This is a genomic window from Bradyrhizobium sp. DOA1, assembly GCF_001593325.1.
In the GTDB taxonomy this organism is placed as follows: domain Bacteria; phylum Pseudomonadota; class Alphaproteobacteria; order Rhizobiales; family Xanthobacteraceae; genus Bradyrhizobium.
In genome coordinates this window covers 7,292,625-7,311,785 of sequence record NZ_JXJM01000001.1, presented here as the reverse complement: position 1 = coordinate 7,311,785, position 19,161 = coordinate 7,292,625, and the positions used below count along the sequence as shown (strand labels likewise).

At 65.1% G+C, this 19,161-nt stretch carries 16 protein-coding genes; 12 read left to right on the top strand and 4 right to left on the bottom strand.

The features are described 5' to 3' along the window. Positions 1–3 precede the first annotated feature (3 nt). Entirely contained in the window at positions 4–999 is a 996-nt protein-coding gene (locus SE91_RS33865) for a TRAP transporter substrate-binding protein (RefSeq protein ID WP_060737346.1), read from the bottom strand. A 188-nt stretch (positions 1,000–1,187) separates the two neighbouring features. Here SE91_RS33865 and ugpB point away from each other — a divergent pair, with 188 nt between their 5' ends. The 10 genes from ugpB (at position 1,188) to SE91_RS33815 (ending at position 12,378) form a co-directional block, all read left to right on the top strand. Then, positions 1,188–2,525, top strand: a complete 1,338-nt coding sequence (ugpB, locus tag SE91_RS33860) for a sn-glycerol-3-phosphate ABC transporter substrate-binding protein UgpB (protein ID WP_060737345.1) — start codon at positions 1,188–1,190, stop codon at positions 2,523–2,525. 190 nt (positions 2,526–2,715) lie between these two features. After that, entirely contained in the window at positions 2,716–3,663 is a 948-nt protein-coding gene (locus SE91_RS33855; protein WP_197489586.1) for an aminoglycoside phosphotransferase family protein, read from the top strand. 389 nt (positions 3,664–4,052) lie between these two features. Continuing rightward, the gene (locus SE91_RS33850) at positions 4,053–5,675 is read left to right on the top strand and encodes an ABC transporter substrate-binding protein (protein ID WP_061850721.1); all 1,623 of its coding nucleotides are present in this window, start codon (positions 4,053–4,055) and stop codon (positions 5,673–5,675) included. A gap of 115 nt (positions 5,676–5,790) precedes the next feature. Further along, positions 5,791–6,804 carry an ABC transporter permease gene (locus SE91_RS33845; RefSeq protein WP_061850720.1) on the top strand — a complete coding sequence of 338 codons (1,014 nt, stop codon included), beginning with the start codon at positions 5,791–5,793 and terminating at the stop codon, positions 6,802–6,804. Between the two features lie 9 nt (positions 6,805–6,813). Next, entirely contained in the window at positions 6,814–7,713 is a 900-nt protein-coding gene (locus tag SE91_RS33840) for an ABC transporter permease (RefSeq protein ID WP_061850719.1), read from the top strand. Between the two features lie 151 nt (positions 7,714–7,864). Further along, complete coding sequence (locus SE91_RS33835) at positions 7,865–9,646, top strand: dipeptide ABC transporter ATP-binding protein (protein ID WP_061850718.1); 1,782 nt, start codon at positions 7,865–7,867, stop codon at positions 9,644–9,646. Between the two features lie 29 nt (positions 9,647–9,675). Next, a complete protein-coding gene (locus SE91_RS33830; protein WP_008540837.1) occupies positions 9,676–9,855 on the top strand; it encodes a DUF4089 domain-containing protein in 180 nt (59 codons plus the stop codon). A 7-nt stretch (positions 9,856–9,862) separates the two neighbouring features. Next, the gene (locus tag SE91_RS33825; RefSeq protein ID WP_061850717.1) at positions 9,863–11,257 is read left to right on the top strand and encodes an AtzE family amidohydrolase; all 1,395 of its coding nucleotides are present in this window, start codon (positions 9,863–9,865) and stop codon (positions 11,255–11,257) included. A 1-nt stretch (position 11,258) separates the two neighbouring features. Next, complete coding sequence (gene hpxZ / locus SE91_RS33820; protein WP_061850716.1) at positions 11,259–11,651, top strand: oxalurate catabolism protein HpxZ; 393 nt, start codon at positions 11,259–11,261, stop codon at positions 11,649–11,651. 4 nt (positions 11,652–11,655) lie between these two features. Then, the gene (locus tag SE91_RS33815) at positions 11,656–12,378 is read left to right on the top strand and encodes a GntR family transcriptional regulator (RefSeq protein WP_061850715.1); all 723 of its coding nucleotides are present in this window, start codon (positions 11,656–11,658) and stop codon (positions 12,376–12,378) included. Positions 12,379–12,494: 116 nt separating this feature from the next. On the opposite strand, the gene atzF is transcribed toward SE91_RS33815, so the two are convergent. Further along, positions 12,495–14,303, bottom strand: coding sequence for an allophanate hydrolase (atzF, locus tag SE91_RS33810; RefSeq protein WP_061850714.1), 1,809 nt, complete (start codon positions 14,301–14,303; stop codon positions 12,495–12,497). 182 nt (positions 14,304–14,485) lie between these two features. Then, positions 14,486–14,980: a MarR family winged helix-turn-helix transcriptional regulator gene (locus SE91_RS33805; protein ID WP_061850713.1), complete on the bottom strand. Its 495-nt coding sequence runs from the start codon at positions 14,978–14,980 to the stop codon at positions 14,486–14,488. A 148-nt stretch (positions 14,981–15,128) separates the two neighbouring features. Between SE91_RS33805 and SE91_RS33800 the strand changes: the two genes are divergently transcribed. Beyond that, entirely contained in the window at positions 15,129–16,979 is a 1,851-nt protein-coding gene (locus tag SE91_RS33800) for a feruloyl-CoA synthase (protein WP_061850712.1), read from the top strand. Positions 16,980–17,349: 370 nt separating this feature from the next. Here SE91_RS33800 and SE91_RS33795 read toward each other — a convergent pair whose 3' ends face one another. Continuing rightward, complete coding sequence (locus tag SE91_RS33795; protein ID WP_008540868.1) at positions 17,350–17,856, bottom strand: MarR family winged helix-turn-helix transcriptional regulator; 507 nt, start codon at positions 17,854–17,856, stop codon at positions 17,350–17,352. Positions 17,857–17,939: 83 nt separating this feature from the next. On the opposite strand from SE91_RS33795, the gene SE91_RS33790 reads away from it, so the two are divergent. Beyond that, the gene (locus SE91_RS33790) at positions 17,940–19,160 is read left to right on the top strand and encodes a cytochrome P450 (protein WP_061850711.1); all 1,221 of its coding nucleotides are present in this window, start codon (positions 17,940–17,942) and stop codon (positions 19,158–19,160) included. Position 19,161: the final 1 nt, after the last annotated feature.

Genomic DNA, 19,161 nt, shown 5'->3' with positions numbered 1-19,161 from the left:
GACCTACTCCACCTTGCGAATGCGTTCGATCAGCGCGGCCGCCGCCGGATCGCGCGCGGCCTTGGCATAGATCGGAGCCATGGCATCCTCGAACCGCTTGCGGTCGATGTCCTTGATGATGGTGACGCCGGCCGCTTCCGCCTTGCGCTGCGACTGCTCCTCTAGGTCGCGCCATTTCTCGCGCATGAATCGGCCCGAGCGCTGCGCGGCCTCCTTGAAGATCGTCTGCTCCTCCGCCGAGAGGCTGTTCCAGGCCTTCAGCGAGATCACCAGCACCTCCGGGCTCATCGTGTGCGCGGTCAGGGTGTAATGGCCGGCATGCTTGTAATGGTCTGTGGTCACGAAGGATGGCCAGTTGTTTTCGGCGCCGTCGATCAGATGGTTGGCAAGCCCGGTGAGTACCTGCCCGTAGGGCAGCTCGATCGGTTCGGCGCCGAGCGAGCGCATCATCTGGTTCATCAACTCCGACTGCTGCACCCGGATCCGCAATCCCTTGAGGTCCGCGACGTTCCTGACCGGACGGAGCCCATTGTAGATCGAGCGCGCGCCGGAATCGTAGAAGGCGAGCCCGACGAAGCCATAGGGCTCGAAGCTGCCGAGGATCTCGCTGCCGATCGGCCCGTCCAGCACCTTCTGCATGTGCTCGATGGACCGGAACAGGAACGGCATCGCCAGCACGTTCATCGCCGGGACGAAATTGCCGATCAGGGCGACGTTGGTCCGGTTGAGGTCGATGGCGCCGACCCGGGTTTGCTCGATGGTCTCCTTTTCCTCGCCGAGCTGGCGGGAGTGGAACACCTTGATCTCGTGCCGGCCGCCGGTGCGCTCGGCGATCAGGGCGCCCATGTAGCGCAGCGCCTGGACGGTCGGATAATCCTCGGCCTGGGTGTCGGCGGCGCGAAATTCGCGTGCGAGGGCGCCCGTCGTCCAGACGGTCAACAAAAGCGCGACGAAGATCACCCCGGTCCGCGAGAGTTCGGCACGGCTCAGCACTGGCACACTCAACCCCTCAGTGGTGGAGTCTATGGCGGAAGGAAAAGGTTCAACGCAATCTAGCAGATGGTTGATGGAAGGCTATCCCGGCTCCCGGCGAGGGATCGATTGTGCGGCGCGGCCGGCGCGCATTCGCGGTTGAAACCGCAATGGCCGCGCCTTAAGCAGGGACGGTCGCCGTTTAGCGCCGCCAGATCGGAAGAGCCATCGTGATTTCAGCATTGCGCCTTTTGCCGGTCGTTGCCCTCGCAGCCCTCACATTCATTTCGAAAGCACAGGCGGCAACCGACATCGCGTGGTGGCACGCCATGTCGGGCGAGCTCGGCCGGCAATTGGAAAAACTCGCCGCCGACTTCAACGCCTCGCAATCCGACTACCGGATCGTGCCGACTTACAAGGGCAACTACACTGAGACCGTGACGGCGGCGATCTTCGCCTTCCGCTCGCGCAGCCAGCCCGCCATCGTCCAGGTCAACGAGGTCGCCACCGCCACCATGACCGCGGCCAAGGGCGCGATCTATCCGGTGTTCAGCCTGATGCGCGACCAGGGCGAGCCGTTCTCGCTCAGCGACTACCTTCCCGCCGTCTCCGGCTACTACACCGATGCGGCCGGCAATCTGTTGTCGTTCCCGTTCAATTCCTCGACGCCAATTCTCTATTACAACAAGACCATGTTCCGCGACGCCGGCCTCGATCCCGAGGTGCCGCCGAAGACCTGGCCGGAGCTGGGCGCCGCAGCAAAGCGCCTGCGCGATCGCGGCGCGCCTTGCGGCTTCACCACGTCCTGGCCGTCCTGGATCCATGTCGAGAATTTTTCTGCCTTCCATAACCTGCCGCTGGCGACCCGGGCGAACGGCTTCGCAGGGCTGGACGCGGAATTGACCATCAACAATCCGTCGCTCGTGCATCACATCGCAGCGCTCAGCGAGTGGCAGAAGACCAGGCTGTTCGACTATAGCGGCCGGGGACAATCGGCCGAGCCGCGCTTCCAGAAGGGCGAATGCGGTATTTTCATCGGCTCCTCGGCGACGCGCGCCGACATCAGAGCGAATTCGAAATTCGAGATCGGCTACGGCATGATGCCGTACTGGCCCGACATGAAGGGCGCGCCGCAAAATTCGATCATCGGCGGCGCCACGCTCTGGGTGCTGCGCGACCGGCCCCGCGAAGAGTACAAGGGCGTGGCCCGGTTCTTCGCCTATCTCTCCCAGCCCGGCGTGCAGGCCGCCTGGCACCAGAACACCGGCTATCTGCCCGTGACCCGCGCCGCCTTCGAGCTGACGCGCTCGCAGGGCTTCTACGAGCGCAATCCGGGCTCGGCGATCTCGTTCGAGGAGATCACGCTCAATCCGCCGACGGAGAACTCCAAGGGCATAAGGCTCGGCTCCTTCGTGCTGATCCGCGGCGCGATCGAGGACGAGTTGGAGCAGGCCTTCTCCGGCCAGAAGAGCGCGCAATCAGCGCTCAACTCCGCCGTCGAGCGCGGCAACAAGATCCTCCGCCAGTTCGAGCGGGCCAGCCCGGAGCGGTAGGCTCCTGAGCGTGCGCCTCGTCCTTTGAGACGACCGCTCACGCGGTCTCCTCAGGATGAGGCTAAGCAGCATCGGTGCCTGTCGAAATTGTTGCCGCACACTCCGTCCTCATCCTGAGGAGCCCGCCAAGGCGGGCGTCTCGAAGGATGGCCGCAGGAAGACTGCTCCTGCAATGCAAATCAAAGTCGCGATGTCGATGACGCTGCCCCACCTCACCAATACGGAAAGCTTCCGCGCCTTCCGCACCACGCCCGCGCAATGGCTGCCGATCGCGCTCGACATCGCGCGCAGCCACGGCTTCGACGCCGACGCGCCGCATGTCTTTGCGACCGGCACCAACCTCGTGATCGGGCTCGGCGACAAGCTGATCCTCAAGATATTCCCGCCGCTCTTGCGCGCGCAGTTCGTCTCCGAGCGTGGCTCACTGACGCAGCTCAACGGCCGCCTGCATCTGCCGATCCCCGAGATCGTCGCGGAGGGTGAGCGCGACGGCTGGCCCTACCTGATCATCACGCGCCTTGCTGGCACGCTCGGCTCCGAGGTCTGGCCGCATCTGCCGGAAGACCAGAAGGAGCGCCTGCTGCGTCAGATCGGCGAGACCATCGCTTCCGTACAGCGCGTCCCGCTCGGTGCGCTCGGTAGAATCGAGCCGCGCTGGGACGATTTCATGCGTCGGCAGATGCAGGGCTGCAGGGCGCGGCATACGCGTCTCGGCCTCGCGCCCAAATTCCTCGCCGGCCTCGACGACCTCCTGTGTGACGCGGAACAGCTGATCCCGATGGATGCGCCGCCGGTGATCCTGATCGGCGAATACATCCCTGAGAACTTTCTGCTCGCTTGCGATGACGGCCAATGGTCGCTTGCCGGCCTGTTCGACTTCGGCGACGTCCTGGCGGGGTGGCGCGACTACGATCTGCTTGGCCCCAGCGCCTTCATGGCGGCGGGCCGGCCGGGTCGGGTGAAGAATCTGCTCGAAGGCTTTGGCTATGGAAGTCTCGATTTCGCGCTGAAGCGCCGCCTGATGGCCCTGATGCTGCTGCACCGTGCCAGCGACCTCAACAGCCACATCTGTATCGAGGGCTGGCAGGAGCAGGCGAACGACCTGATCGAGTTGCAGGAGCTGATCTGGGCCAGCTGAGCGCTCTGGGGGGTACCGTCATTCCGGGGCGCCGCGAAGCGGCGAGCCCGGAATCCATTGTCCCGCGCGTACTGCCGCCCGATGGATTCCGGGTTCGATGCTGCGCATCGCCCCGGAATGACAGCGATGGTGCCGCTGCAGCGGGTCGTTCTTCAAAGGGTCATTCTGAGCCGCCTCGCGCATGAGCGACAAGTTTTACTTGCATAATTTATATGCAAATGCCGATCTTTGTATGCAATCTGAAGCCGCGGCCATATTTGTGGTTTTCGGGATCTGCCGGGAAGATGGAGCGAGATCAGTGGCTTAAAGACATTATAACGCTCCCTTAACCCTTGGCACGAACCTTGCGAATCCGGTTCCAACCAAAAACTTTGTGTTGGAGCTATTTCATGAAGCGCCGCGATTTCCTCAAGTCCGTTTCCGGATTGGCCGCTGGCGCGGCGCTTCCGGCCGTGCCGTCCGTAATCTCCTCGGCCAAGGCCGACGCCCGCTCGGAGACGCTGCTGATCGTCTCGGAAGGCGGCCCCAACAATCTCGACATCCACGGCATCGGCACCAACGTGCCCGGCTACGAGGTGTCCTGGAACTGCTACGACCGCCTGATCAGCCACGAGATGAAGAGCGGCCCCGGCGGCGTGCCCTATTACGACCGCGACAAGTTCAAGGGCGAGCTCGCCGAGGATTTCAAGATCGACGACATGTCGGTCACCTTCAAGCTGAAGAAGAACGCCAAATTCCACGACGGCACGCCTGTTACCGCGAAAGACGTGAAATGGTCGCTCGACCGCGCGGTCAGCGTCGGTGGCTTCCCGACCTTCCAGATGAGCGCGGGCTCGCTGACCAAGCCCGAGCAGTTCGTCGTGATCGACGACCACACCGTGCGCGTCGACTTCCTCAAAAAGGACAAGCTGACGATTCCCGATCTCGCCGTCATCGTGCCCTGCGTCGTCAATTCCGAGCTGGTCAAGAAGCACGCCAGCGAGAAGGATCCGTGGGGTCTCGAGTTCACCAAGCAGCAGACCGCGGGCTCCGGCGCCTACAAGGTGACGAAGTGGACGGCCGGCACCGAAGTCGTGATGGAGCGCAACGACGATTGGGTCGGCGGCCCCCTGCCCAAGATCAAGCGCGTGATCTGGCGCATGGTGCCGCAGGCCGGCAATCGCCGTGCGCTGCTGGAGCGCGGCGACGCCGACATTTCCTATGAGCTGCCGTTCAAGGATTTCCAGGAGATGAAGGCGAACAGCAAGCTCAACGTGGTGTCGCTGCCGTTCTCCAACGGCATCCAGTATATCGGCATGAACGTGACCAAGCCGCCGTTCGACAATCCGAAGGTGCGGCAGGCCGTGGCCTATGCGCTGCCGTACCAGAAGATCATGGACGCCGTGCTGTTCGGGCTCGCGAACCCGATGTTCGGCGCCGCCAAGGACAAGCCGACCGAAGTCGCCTGGCCGCAGCCCCATAAATACAACACCGACATGGAGAAGGCGAAGGCGCTGCTGGCGGAGGCCGGCTACGCCAACGGCTTCGAGACCACGATCTCGTTCGACCTCAACTTTGCCGGCGTCAACGAGCCGCTCTGCGTGCTCGTGCAGGAGAGCCTCGCCCAGCTCGGCATCAAGACCACCATCAACAAGGTGCCCGGCGCCAACTGGCGCACCGAGCTCAATAAGAAGGAGATGCCGCTCTTCACCAACGTGTTCTCGGGCTGGCTCGATTACCCCGAATACTTCTTCTACTGGTGCTATCACGGCAACAATTCCGTCTTCAACACCATGAGCTACAAGTCGGCGGAGATGGACAAGCTGATCGACGGCGCGCGCACCGCCGCCGCCACCGGCGACACCACGGCCTACGACAAGGACGTGAAGGGGTTCGTCGATCTCGCCTTCACCGACATCCCGCGCATCCCGCTGTACCAGCCCTTCGTCAACGTCGCGATGCAGAAGAACATCTCGGGCTATCAGTACTGGTTCCACCGGAGGCTGGATTATCGCGCGATGGCGAAGGGGTGAGGGAGGCGAGTAGCGAATAGGGAGTAGCGAATGGTGACCACCGACTGGGGCGTATCGCCACTGCCACTCGCTATTCACTATTCGCGCGAGAGCAGCGGAACGAGGAGTTCGCCGCGTGTTAGCAATGATCGGCAAGCGCCTGATGTTCGCGATTCCCTCGCTGATCGGCGTCGTCATCGTCACCTTCCTGCTGACGCGGGCGCTGCCCGGTGATCCCGCTGCCTATTTCGCCGGGCCCGCCGCAACGAAAGAAGCCGTCGAGCAGATCCGCAAGAAGCTCGGGCTCGACAGGCCGCTGATCGAGCAGTTCTTCCGCTACACCAACGATCTCGCCCATGGCGACTTTGGCAACTCGCTTACGACGGGACAGCCGGTCGCGACCGAGATCCGCAATCGCCTGCCGGCCTCCGCCGAGCTGACGCTGCTCGGTCTCTTCGTCTCGATCGTCATCGCCATTCCGCTGGGCGTGCTCGCAGCGACGCGGCCGGGATCATGGATCGACCATCTCTGCCGCGTCACGACCACGGCCGGCGTGTCGCTGCCCGTGTTCTTCACCGGCCTCGTGCTGGTCTACGTATTCTATTTCCGCCTCGGCTGGTCGCCGGCGCCGCTTGGCCGCCTCGACGTGTTCTACAGCGCGCCGCCGACAGTGACCGGCTTCTATCTGATCGACACCCTGCTCGCGCGCGACGTCGAGGCGTTCCGCTCGGCGCTGAGCCAGCTTATTTTGCCGGCGACGACCCTCGCGATCTTCTCGCTGGCGCCGATCGCACGCATGACGCGCGCCTCGATGCTGGCGGTGCTCGGATCGGAGTTCGTGCGAACGGCCCGGGCCAGCGGTCTGTCGCCGTCGACCGTGATCGTCACCTACGCCTTCCGCAATGCCATGCTGCCGGTCATCACCACGCTCAGCATGGTGTTCTCGTTCCTGCTGGGCGCCAACGTGCTGGTGGAGAAGGTGTTCGCCTGGCCCGGCATCGGCTCCTATGCGGTCGAGGCGCTGATCTCGTCGGACTTCGCACCGGTGCAAGGCTTCGTGCTGACCATGGCGGTGATGTACGTACTGCTCAACCTCGTGATCGACATCCTCTACGGCGTGATCGATCCGCGCGTCAGACTTGAAGGCTAGGGGGATCAAATGAGCTCCGTTGCGCCTGCCGTTGAACCTGTCGGTCCCGCGCGGACCTCAGGTCTCGTCGCGATCCTTGAACAGACCCGCTACGTCCTCAGCGAGAACAAGGTCACGGGCTTTGCCTTCGCGCTGCTCCTGATCATCGTGTTCGCGGCGATCTTTGGTCCCTACGTGGTGCCCTACGATCCGCTCGCGTCCGACACCGCTGCAACCCTGAAGCCGCCGTCGGCGGCGCACTGGTTTGGCACCGACCAGTTGGGCCGCGACATCTTCAGTCGCGTCATCGTCGCAACGCGGCTGGATTTCTTCATCGCGATCGCCTCGGTCGCACTGGTGTTCCTGATGGGCGGCCTTGCCGGCATCGCCGCGGGCTATTTCGGCGGCTGGACCGACCGCATCGTCGGGCGCATCGCCGACACCATCATGGCCTTCCCGCTGTTCGTGCTCGCCATGGGCATCGTCGCCGCCCTCGGCAACACCGTGCAGAACATCATCCTGGCCACCGCCATCGTGAATTTTCCGCTCTATGCCCGCGTCGCACGTGCCGAGGCCAATGTCCGCCGCAATGCCGGCTTCGTGCAGGCCGCGCGCCTGTCGGGCAACGGCGAATTCCGCATCCTTCTGGTGCACATTTTGCCGAACATCATGCCGATCATGGTCGTGCAGATGTCGCTGACCATGGGCTACGCCATCCTCAACGCCGCCGGCCTCTCCTTCATCGGCCTCGGGGTCCGTCCTCCGACCGCCGAATGGGGCATCATGGTTGCCGAGGGCGCCGGCTTCATGGTCTCGGGCGAATGGTGGATCGCGCTCTTCCCGGGCCTTGCTCTGATGATCGCCGTGTTCTGCTTCAACCTCCTCGGCGACGGCCTGCGCGACATCGTCGATCCCCAGCGGAGGACGTGATGGTGGTCGGGTTCGAACTCCAGCATTTCGGGTGTGAGAAGGCGCTGCCTCCCTCGCTTGCAAAGATCCTTCAAAAATTCGTCAGTAATTTCAGGGCCATCTCTACTGTGCATGGGGTTGTTTTCGACCTCGCGAATGCCGGAAGGCCCGCATGACCGCCCAGCCCCTGCTCGACGTCCGGGATCTCACGGTCGAATTCACCACCCGCCGCGGCGTCGTCAAGGCGGTGCAGCACGTCAACATCTCCGTCGCCAAGGGCGAGACGCTGGCCATCGTCGGCGAGTCCGGTTCCGGCAAGTCGGTGACATCCTATGCGGTGATGCGCATCCTCGATCGCGCCGGCAAGATCGCCGAGGGCTCGGTGATATTCTCCGGCATCGACGTCAAGGCCGCGACCGAGGACCAGATGCGCGACCTGCGCGGCCGCGAGGTCTCGATGATCTTCCAGAACCCGCGCGCCGCGCTCAACCCGATCCGGAAAGTGGGCGACCAGATCGAGGACGTGCTGCGCACCCATGTGCAGCAGGCCCAGGTCAAAGATCACGGCGAGAAGGCGATCGAGGCGCTGGAGCAGGTCAAGATCGCTCGTCCGCGCGAGCGCTACCACGCCTATCCGTTCGAATTGTCCGGCGGCATGTGCCAGCGCGTCGTCATCGCGCTCGCGCTCGCCTGCAATCCGCAGCTCCTGATCGCGGACGAGCCGACCACCGGCCTCGACGTCACCACGCAGAAGGCAGTGATGGATCTGATCGTCGAGCTGACCAAGCGCCGCGCGATGTCGACGATCCTGATCACGCATGACCTCGGCCTCGCCGCCGCCTATTGCGACCGCGTCGTCGTGATGGAGAAGGGCCGCGTGGTCGAGACCGCCAACGCCGCCGACATTTTCGCGAACCCGCAGCACCCCTATACAAAAAAGCTGATGCGCGCGACGCCGCGGCTCGGCGTGAACTTGCGGGATCTGCTGCCGGAAGAGGAAGGCGCCGCGCAGCCCTCAGCCGCCATGGCCGGGCTTGACCCGGCCATCCATCACGCCTCGCAAGACTCCTCTCGATCGACGGACCCCCGGGTCAAGCCCGGGGGGGACGGCACATCAAAGCCTCTCCTCCTCGTCGACAAGCTCGTGAAGGAATATCCCCGTCAGGGCGCCACCGCCGTGCTCGGAAAACTGTTCGGCCGCAAGCCGCCCGTGGAGCCGGATGTGTTCCGCGCCGTCGACGGCATCAGCTTCTCGATCGGCCATGGCGAGAGCGTCGGCCTCGTCGGGGAGTCCGGATGCGGCAAATCGACGACGTCGATGATGGTGATGCGCCTGCTTGACCAGACCTCGGGCCTGATCCAGTTCGACGGCGAGGACATCTCCGGCATCGCGCCTGCGTCGTTCGCCCGGCTGCCGCAGCGCAGCCGTATCCAGATGGTGTTCCAGGATCCCACGGACAGCCTCAACCCGCGCTTCACCGCCGCGCGCGCCATCGCCGATCCGATTCTGCAGCTCGATGACATCAAGGGCCGCGACGCGCTGCGCGCCCGCTGTGAAGAACTGGCCACCATGGTCGGCCTGCCGCACAATCTGCTCGACCGCTTCCCGCATCAGTTGTCCGGCGGCCAGAAGGCTCGCGTCGGCATCGCCCGCGCCATCGCACTGCATCCAAAGCTCGTCATCCTGGACGAGCCGACCGCCGCGCTGGACGTCTCGGTGCAGGCCGTGGTGCTCAACCTGCTGCAGGATCTCAAGCAGCGGCTAGGTATGAGCTATCTGTTCGTCTCGCATGATTTGAATGTGGTGCGCTTGTTGTGCGATCGTGTCATTGTGATGCGGACCGGACGGATCGTCGAGGAGGGCTCTTCCGAGCAGGTGCTCAGCGATCCCAAGGACGATTACACCAAGGAACTGCTGACGGCGATCCCGCATCCGCCGCTGCAGACACACTAAGATTGCACTGAGATCAGCTTGAGAGCGTGATGGCCGAACCTCTGGACGACTATATCGACGCCGTATCGAAAGCCCTGGCGCTGCCGGTCGAGGACGCCTGGAGGCCCGCGGTGCGCGCCAACCTCGAGGTCTCGCTGCGGCTCGCCCGCCTCGTCGACGAATTTCCGCTGCCGGACGAGACCGAGCCGGCGCCGATCTTCACGGTCTGATGCTGCCATGACCGCCAAGCCAGAGATGAATGCTGCCGAGATCGCGAAAGCGGTCGCAAACCGCAAGATGTCCGCGCTCGACGCCACCGAAGCCGCGCTCGCGCGCATCGAGCAGCATGATAGCGTCCTCAATTCCTTCACCGACGTCACCGCCGATCGTGCCCGCGCGAAAGCGCGGGCGATCGATGCCGACATCGCGGCGGGAAAGGACGTCGGCCCGCTCGCCGGTGTGCCCTTCGCCGTGAAGAACCTGTTCGACGTAGCGGGCCTCTCCACGCGTGCCGGCTCCAAGATCAACCGCGATCTCGCACCCGCCAAGCGTGACGCCACGCTGATCGAGAAAATGGAGGCCGCCGGCGCCGTGCTGGTCGGCGCGCTCAACATGGGCGAATACGCCTACGACTTCACCGGCGAGAACGTCCATGACGGTCCCTCGCGCAATCCGCACGACACCACGCGGATGACCGGCGGCTCCTCCGGCGGTTCGGGCAGTGCCGTCGGCGGCGCGCTGGTGCCGATCGCGCTGGGCTCGGACACCAACGGATCGATCCGCGTGCCGTCCTCCTTCTGCGGCATCTTCGGCCTGAAGCCGACCTACGGCCGGCTGTCGCGGGCGCGCTCGTTTCCGTTCGTGGCGAGCCTCGATCATCTCGGTCCGCTGGCGCGCTCCGTCACCGACCTCGCGCTCGCCTATGACGCGATGCAGGGGCCGGATGCCGACGACGGCGCTTGCACGACGCGCGGGCTGGAGCCGACGCTGCCGCTGCTCGCCAATCCGGTTTCGGATGTGCGCATCGCCATTGCCGGGGGCTACTTCCAGAAGAACGTGTTTCCGGAAGCTGTCGAGGCGGTAAGTCGTGTCGCCAAAGCGCTCGGCGCAACGAAGGTTGTCGACGTGCCCGAGGCCTCGCGCGCACGCGCCGCGGCTTACGTCATCACCACGACGGAAGGCGCTTCGCTGCATCTCGATCGGCTGCGCAAACGCCCGAACGATTTCGATCCAGCGGTGCGCGACCGGCTGATCGCGGGCGCCATGGTGCCGGCGCCGCTGGTCGACCGCGCCCAGAAATTCCGCCGCTGGTATCGCGCCCAGCTCGCCGAGATCTTCAGGTCGGTCGACGTGCTGATCGCGCCGGCAACGCCCTGCACTGCGCCGAAGCTCGGCCAGGTGAATTTCACGCTTGACGGCGTCGAGCTGCCGGTGCGCGCCAATATCGGCATCCACACCCAGCCGATCTCGTTCGTCGGTCTGCCGGTGGTGGCGGTGCCGGTGCCGCTGGAGCCGCTGCCGATCGGCGTGCAGATCATCGCCGCGCCCTGGCGCGAGGACATCGCGCTGCGCGTCGCCTATGCATTGGAACAGATGGGCGTCGTTGCCGCGCCCGGCCCAAGAGGATTGTGAGATGGAGATCGATCTCCCCGACGTGATCGCGGAAGTCAAAGCCGCGTTCGACCGCTATGAGCAGGCCCTCGTCAGCAACGACGTCGCCGTGCTCGGCGAGCTCTTCCGCAACGACCCCCGCACGATACGCTACGGCATCGGCGAGAACCTCTATGGCTATGAGGCGATTTCGGGCTTCCGCGCCGGCCGCTCGCCGGTCGGGCTGAACCGCCGCACGGCGAAGACCGTGATATCGAGCTACGGCCGCGATACGGCCGTGGCCTCCACCCTGTTCTATCGCGACACCGCGCCGGGCAAGGTCGGCCGGCAGATGCAGACCTGGATACGCTTCCCGGAGGGCTGGCGCGTCGTCGCCGCCCATGTCAGCATCATCGACGAGTCGAAAGAGACCTGACCGCATGACGCTTGACGATCTTCCGCCCGGGACGCTGCCGGCCGAGCCGGTGGTGCCACGGGTCGACCGAGCGCGACCCAGCCTTCACAAGGTCACGCGCGCCGAGGAGCTGCGGCTTCACCTCGCCGACGAAATCGTGCGCGGAACCCTGGCGCCCGGTGCGGCGCTGGATGAGACCGACATCGCGCGTCGCTTCAGCGTCTCCCGCACGCCGGTGCGCGAGGCGCTGCGCCAGCTGGTCGCCAGCGGTCTCGTCGAGGCGCGCGCCCATCGCGGCGCGGTGGTGGCACAGCCCTCGATCGAGCGGCTCACCAGCATGTTCGAGGCGATGGCCGAGCTCGAGGCGATGTGCGCCGGCCTTGCGGCCGAGCGGATGTCGGCCGCGGAGCGGCATGGTTTAGAGGCCATCCACGAGGAGCTGCGGGTGCTGAGCTACGCCGGCAATCCCGAGCGTTTTCACGAGGTCAACGAGCGCTTCCACAACGCGATCTATGCCGGATCGCAGAACGGCTACATCGCCGAGATCACGCTGGCGACACGCGTTCGCGTGCAGCCGTTCCGCCGCGCCCAGTTCCGCAATCTCGGCCGTCTCGCCAAGTCTCAAGCCGAGCATGACCGCGTCGTCGTCGCCATCATGCGCGGCGACAAGCAGGGCGCGGCAGCCGCGATGCGCGCGCATATCGAGCTGGTGCGCGGGGAGTACGAGATCTACGCGGTGTCGGTGTAGGGCACTGCGCGCAGTGCCGTAGGGTGGGCAAAGGCGCGAAGCGCTGTGCCCACCGTCCATCCGCAAGCGATGTTGGAAGTGGTGGGCACGCTACGCTTTGCCCACCCTACGGCACCTTACGCCTTGGCAGCTTCCGCCACATACTTCCGCCAGCCGCCATACGCCGTGATATCACGCGCTTCGCCCAGCACTTCCGGCTCGACCAGAAACCCCTTCACGCTGCGGCCATCCGCAAGCCGCACCGTTCCAATCGCCATCGGCGCGGGGATCGCGTTGACGAATTGGCCGAAGGCCGACGGCGACAGCGACCAGATCTCCAGTTCGATGGCGGCGCCCTTGCCGGTTTCGACGCGCAGCATGCCCGGCTTCGGCGGCGTGGTGTTGAGCGCATAGAGCTTGTAGTCCGGCGCGGTTCTCGTCGCCTCGATCAGGCTTCCGTTCAGTGCCGTCAATTCGCGGTTCAGCACCATGCCCGACAGATGCGCGCCGACCACTGCAATCGGGATCTCGTCACTGCTGCTTGCGGGAAGCGGCGCGAGCGGTGCCTGCTCCGCGCCCTTGGCGCCAAGGCTCAGCTTCGTATCGGCATGGAACACGCGGCCGATGCTGGCGAGCAACGCGTCGTGTCCTGCGGGCGCGAGCAGCGTGATGCCGAACGGAATGCCGTCCGCGCGCATCGACGCCGGCACCGCAAGACCGCAGAGGTCGAGCAGGTTGACGAAATTGGTGTAGGTGCCGAGCCGGCTGTTGAGCTCGATCGGATTGGCCAGCACCTGCGCGGTCGTATAGGCGGTCGGCGCCGTCGGCAGCACCAGCGCGTCGATATCGGTAAAGGTCCGCTCGGCGATCTTGCGCAGGCCCTGCAGACGATAAAGCGCCGAGAAGGTGTCTGGAGCGGTCAGCCGCGCGCCGGCCGCCGTGATCTCGCGCGTCACTGGATGGATCGCTTCAGGTGCGGACGCGAGCAGATCCTTGATCACGAGATATCGCTCGGCCACCCACGGCCCTTCATAGAGCAGCCGCGCCGTCTCGTAGAACGGCTCGAGGTCGAATTCGACCAGTGTGGCGCCAAGCGCCGCCCAGCGCTTCAGCGCATCGGCATAGGCGGCTTCCGCCTTCTTGTCGCCGAAGAAGATCAGCTGTCCGCTCCTGGGCACGCCGAGGCGCAAGTTCTGGGGGAACAGCGTGATCGGCTGAAGCGGCCGCTCGCGCGAGAACGGATCGGCCTCGTCGGGGCCTGCCATTACCGACAGCGCAAGCGAGGCGTCATCGATCGTCAAGGCAAACACTGAGATGCAGTCGAGCGTGCGGCACGCCGGCACGAGGCCTGTGGTCGAGATCATGCCGAGGCTCGGCTTCAGCCCGACGATGTTGTTGAGCATGGCCGGCACGCGGCCGCTGCCGGCGGTGTCGGTGCCGAGCGCGAGCGGTACCAGCCCTGCGCCGACAGCGACCGCAGAGCCCGAGCTCGAGCCGCCGGGAATGAGATCGTCGCGGATCGAATTCCTGGGAATGCCGTAAGGCGAGCGCACGCCAACGAGGCCGGTCGCGAACTGGTCGAGATTGGTCTTGCCGATGATGATGGCGCCGGCGGCGCGCAGGCGCGCCACGGCGGTGGCATCGCGCGTCGGTGTGTAGGAGAAGGCCGGGCAGGCCGCAGTGGTCGGAAAGCCCAGCGCGTCGATATTGTCCTTCACCGCGACCGGGACGCCATAGAGCGGCAGGCTCGCGGCATCCGCACGCGTCGCAAGCCTCTCGGCCTCCGCGATCGCATCCGTCTCGTCGCGCAGGCTGATGAAGATGGCGGGATCGTTGCGATCGCGGATGCGCTGATAGGTCCGCGCGACCGTCTGCGCTGGCGTCAGCGTGCCCGCGCGATGCGCGGCCACAATCGCGGCGATCGTTTCAGGCTGCTCAGCCCCCATGGCGACAAAACTCCGGCCTCATGTCCTCACCGGAATTGAAGCAAGCGATGTGCCATTGTGTACAGTTGTGAGATTCGTTGGGTGATCACAATATCTTCGCGGAATCAGTGGCTTGGTGAAGCCGCTAACACCGAGCTCAAGGGCTCGTCTCAGGTAGCTGCCTAAATTATAAGCAGGACGTATCAAGTGAAGTCGGCGAGGATCCGGAGCAGGTGCTGCCGGTTCTCCCGGCCGATCCTGGCCTCGACATTCCGCTCGTGCTCGGCGGCGAGATGCTTGAACCTGGCGAGCGCCGTCTCACCTTGCGCCGTGAGGTGCAGCGCGTGTGAGCGCCGGTCGGTCTTCGACTTGATCCGCTTGACATATTTGCGCTGCTCGAGGCTGTCGAGCAGATGCACCAGCCGGGCGCGTTCGATGCCGAGGCGCTTGGCCACCGCCATCTGCGACAGGCCGGGATTGGCGCCGATCACCGTCAGCACCGAATATTGCGTCGGCCGGATTTCGACCTCGGCGAGCGTCTTGATGAAATCCTGGAAGATCCAGATCTGGAAGCGGCGCACCGCATAGCCGGCGTGCCCGACCAGCGCGTCGAGGCCGACCTCGTCGGTGTCATTCCGCGGTGCCTTCCCGTTGACGGCGCGCTTGCGTGGGGACGGCTGGGCTGCGCTGCTTGTCACATCGTGTCTCCCTTGGCGCGACCTTAGCGCCTTGGCGGGTCGGACAAAAGATTGTTGTTGACGACAACAATTGTCATGCCCAACATTATGGCCGAAGCAGCCCGAAACGAGGCTGCGGCCGATCCGGATTCCGGGCGAGGAGGAAACCATGACACCCGCGTCACGCGGTGACGTTGCAGGCCTGTTCGCAACGCCGAGGACCATCGCGGAGCACCGCGCCGACGGCAGCATCGTGCTGCGCTCACCCGAGCCGCTCGGCGAGAGTGCACGCTGCATCGGCGACTGGCTTGAGCAATGGGCGCGGGAAACGCCTGATGCAATCTTTCTCGCCGAGCGCGGTGCTGCCGAAGCGCCGTGGACCACCGTCACCTATGCGCAGGCGCTGCGGCAGGTGCGTGGGGCGGCCTCCTGGATCCTCGCGCAGGGCCTCAGCGCCACGCGCCCGCTCGCGATCCTCTCCGACAACAGCATCGATCACGCGCTGCTCGCGCTCGCCGCGCAGCATGTCGGCGTGCCCTCGGCTGCGATCTCGCCGGCCTATTCGCTGATGTCGAAAGATTTCGACAAGCTGAAGAGCATGATTTCGCTGCTCGAACCGGGCGCGATCTATGTTTCCGCGATCAAACCTTTCGCCTCGGCGCTGGCCGCGATCAAGCCGCTGCACAATGCGCAGATCGTCAGCGGCCATGACGACGACGCCGATGCGCTTGCCTTCCGCACCCTTGCGGCAACGCCAGAGACGCCTGACGTCGCAAAGGCCTTCGCCGCGATAACACCGGACACAATCGCGAAATTCCTGTTCACCTCGGGCTCGACCGGCACGCCGAAGGCGGTCATCAACACCCAGCGCATGCTGACGTCCAGTCAACAAGCCAAGGCGCAGACCTGGACGTTTCTCGCGCCGGGCCGCGGCAATCTCGTGATCCTGGATTGGCTGCCCTGGAGCCACACCTTCGGCGCCAACCACAATTTCAACCTCGTGCTGCGCAACGGCGGCTCGCTCTATATCGACGGCGGCAAGCCTGCTCCCGGCCTGTTCGCGACCTCGCTCGCCAACCTGAAAAGCGTGATGCCGACGGTCTATTTCAACGTACCGCGCGGCTTCGACATGCTGATCGCGGCGCTGCGCGGCGATGAGGAACTGCGCCGCCGCTTCTTCGGCGAGGTGAAGTTCGCCTTCTATGCCGGTGCGGCATTGCCGCAAAATCTCTGGGATGCGCTGGAGCAGCTGTCCATCGAGACCGTCGGCCGGCCGCTACCGATGGTCTCGGCTTGGGGCTCGACCGAGACGTCCCCGCTCGCGACCGATTGCCACTTTCTCGCGGAACGCTCGGGCAATATCGGCGTGCCGATTCCCGGCACGGAGCTCAAGCTCGTCCCCTCCGGCGACAAGCTGGAGGTGCGCGTGCGTGGGCCCAACGTCACGCCGGGCTACTGGAAGGCGCCGGAGCTGACCAGGCAAGCGTTCGACGAAGAGGGTTTCTATCTCATCGGTGACGCCGTGAAGCTTGCCGATCCGGACAGGCCGGAGCGCGGCCTGTTCTTCGATGGCCGCGTCGCGGAGGACTTCAAGCTCAATTCCGGCACCTGGGTCAGCGTCGGCACGTTGCGTGTCGCCGGCATCGCTGCGCTGGCGCCGCTCGCGCAAGACATCGTCGTCGCCGGTCATGGTGGCGACGAGGTCCGCTTCCTGGTGTTCCCGAATATCGCCGCTTGCCGCGCTCATGCCGGTTTGCCGGAGGCGGCAGCTGTGAGCGAGGTGCTGGCGCATGACAAGGTCAGGTCGGCGATCGCACAGGGTCTGGTGAAGCTCAAGCAGCAGAGTGGCAATTCCTCCGGCCACGCCACACGCGCGCTGCTGCTGGCGGAGCCGGCCTCCGTCGACGGCGGCGAGATCACCGACAAGGGCTACATCAACCAGCGCGCCGTGCTGACGCGCCGCGCCGATGCGATGGGGCGGTTGAATGATGATGCGTCGGGTGAGTGGATCGGGTTGTAACCGTGGCGCCCTAACGGCTCTCGTGCCCCGGACGCAGCGCAGCACGCAGTGATGTGCTGCAGAGCCGGGGCCTATCTCTCATTGTGCTCGTCGCCGCTGGATCCCGGCTCTGCGTCGCGTCATTTCATGCCGCGCCGCGTCCGGGACATGAGGATGGAACTGGATTGGGCCAACAATCCTGCCGCATTATCTTGCCGATTCTTTTGTTGCCTAAGCAACTAATTTGTGCGAACCGTTCCAGACAGAGATGACGGCGGGCGAACCGCTGCGTTCTTTTCTGGAGGAAGCAATGCACGGCAGAAGGGGTGCCGCCGGCAAAAACCGGCGCATGACTGGGAATGACGGGGGGTGGCGCGCCGCGCGCGGTCCGTCAGGTCTCGGTGCTGCCGGTCACCGCGCCGAGATTTTCGTGCAGCCGGCGCAGCAGGTCGATCAGCACCTCGCGCTCGTCCTTGCTGAGGCAGGACAACAGGCGCCGCTCGCGCTCGAGCGCGGCGGCGATCACCTTGTCATGGGTGGTGCGGCCCTTCGCGGTGAGCGAGATCGAATGGGTGCGGCCATCGTTCGGATCGGTGCGGATCGCGACCAGCCCGCGCTTCTCGAGCCCGGCGAGCGTCCGGCTCACCGGTCCCTTGTCGAAGCCGATGACCTGGCAGATGCGCGAGGCGGGAATGCCGGGTTCGATCGCGAGCAGCGACATGATCCGCCATTCCGTGACGTTGACGCCGAACTCACGCTGATAGAACGCGGTCGCGCTGTTCGAGAGCTTGTTGGCGATGAAGGTGACGAACGCCGGGACGTAACGATCAAGGTCGAGCGTCGGTCCCGTGTCAGCGGGCGCAGCTTTAGGACGGGATCTGGTCGAAGGCACGGGCATGTCGGGCTTCTGGCTCGCGGCGGGCTCCGTGAGCTAAGGGCATGCGCCGCCCTTTCACAAGATCAAAATGAAAGAGGTCTCCCATGACCGCATCCGGCTCCCCCGAATCAACCGGTGTCGCGTCCGTCCCGCATCTCGACGTCGATCCCTTCGCGATGAGCTTTTTTGCCGACCCCTATCCCACGCACGGGCTGCTGCGGGAGGCCGGGCCGGTGGTCTATCTCGACAAATGGAATGTTTACGGCGTGGCGCGATATGCCGAGGTCCACGCCGTGCTGAACGATCCCGCGACCTTCTGCTCCAGCCGCGGCGTCGGCCTCTCCGACTTCAAGAAGGAGACACCGTGGCGGCCGCCGAGCCTCATCCTCGAAGCCGATCCCCCCGCGCACACTCGCACCCGGGCCGTGCTGTCGAAAGTGCTGTCGCCGACCGTGATGAAGCAGGTTCGTGACCGCTTCGCCGCCGCAGCCGAGGCGCGGGTCGATGCGCTGCTGGAGACGCGCAGCTTCGATGCGATCACTGATCTTGCCGAAGCCTATCCGCTCTCGATCTTTCCGGATGCGCTTGGGCTGAAGCCGGAGGGGCGCGAGCATTTGATTCCCTATGCGAGCGTGGTGTTCAACGCGTTCGGTCCGCCCAACCAGTTGCGCCAGGAGGCGATCGAGCGCTCGGCGCCGCACCAGGCCTATGTCGCCGAGCAGTGCCAGCGCGAAAATCTTGCGCCCGGCGGCTTCGGCGCCTGCATCCATGCGCAAGTCGACGAGGGAGCCATCACAGCTACCGAAGCGCCGTTGCTGGTGCGGTCGCTGCTGTCCGCCGGCCTCGACACCACCGTCAACGGTATCGGCGCCGCGGTGTACTGCCTCGCGCGCTTTCCGGATCAATGGCAGCGCCTGCGCGACGATCTTTCGCTCGCGCGCGGCGCCTTCGAGGAAGCCGTGCGCTTCGAAAGCCCGGTACAGACCTTCTTCCGCACCACGACACGGGAGGTCGAGCTTTCAGGTGCCAGAATAGGTGAGGGCGAAAAGGTGCTGATGTTCCTCGCTGCCGCCAATCGCGATCCCCGCCGCTGGGACAAGCCCGACAACTACGACATCAGCCGCCGCACCTCCGGCCATGTCGGCTTCGGCTCCGGCATTCACATGTGCGTTGGCCAGCTCGTCGCCCGTCTCGAAGGCGAGGTGATGCTGACGGCGCTGGCGCGGCGCATTGCGAAGATCGAGATCACGGGCGAGCCGAAGCGCCGCTTCAACAACACGCTGCGCGGGCTCGATAGCCTGCCTGTCACCATCACCCCGGCCTGAC

What these genes read in the sequence shown, in the direction of transcription:
- SE91_RS33855 (WP_197489586.1), top strand. Translation starts at nt 2,716, where the DNA reads ATGTCGATGACGCTGCCCCACCTCACCAATACGGAAAGCTTCCGCGCC.
- SE91_RS33850 (WP_061850721.1), top strand. Translation starts at nt 4,053, where the DNA reads ATGAAGCGCCGCGATTTCCTCAAGTCCGTTTCCGGATTGGCCGCTGGC.
- SE91_RS33840 (WP_061850719.1), top strand. Translation starts at nt 6,814, where the DNA reads ATGAGCTCCGTTGCGCCTGCCGTTGAACCTGTCGGTCCCGCGCGGACC.
- SE91_RS33835 (WP_061850718.1), top strand. Translation starts at nt 7,865, where the DNA reads ATGACCGCCCAGCCCCTGCTCGACGTCCGGGATCTCACGGTCGAATTC.
- SE91_RS33830 (WP_008540837.1), top strand. Translation starts at nt 9,676, where the DNA reads ATGGCCGAACCTCTGGACGACTATATCGACGCCGTATCGAAAGCCCTG.
- SE91_RS33825 (WP_061850717.1), top strand. Translation starts at nt 9,863, where the DNA reads ATGACCGCCAAGCCAGAGATGAATGCTGCCGAGATCGCGAAAGCGGTC.
- hpxZ (WP_061850716.1), top strand. Translation starts at nt 11,259, where the DNA reads ATGGAGATCGATCTCCCCGACGTGATCGCGGAAGTCAAAGCCGCGTTC.
- SE91_RS33815 (WP_061850715.1), top strand. Translation starts at nt 11,656, where the DNA reads ATGACGCTTGACGATCTTCCGCCCGGGACGCTGCCGGCCGAGCCGGTG.
- atzF (WP_061850714.1), bottom strand. Translation starts at nt 14,303, where the DNA reads ATGGGGGCTGAGCAGCCTGAAACGATCGCCGCGATTGTGGCCGCGCAT.
- SE91_RS33800 (WP_061850712.1), top strand. Translation starts at nt 15,129, where the DNA reads ATGACACCCGCGTCACGCGGTGACGTTGCAGGCCTGTTCGCAACGCCG.
- SE91_RS33795 (WP_008540868.1), bottom strand. Translation starts at nt 17,856, where the DNA reads ATGCCCGTGCCTTCGACCAGATCCCGTCCTAAAGCTGCGCCCGCTGAC.
- SE91_RS33790 (WP_061850711.1), top strand. Translation starts at nt 17,940, where the DNA reads ATGACCGCATCCGGCTCCCCCGAATCAACCGGTGTCGCGTCCGTCCCG.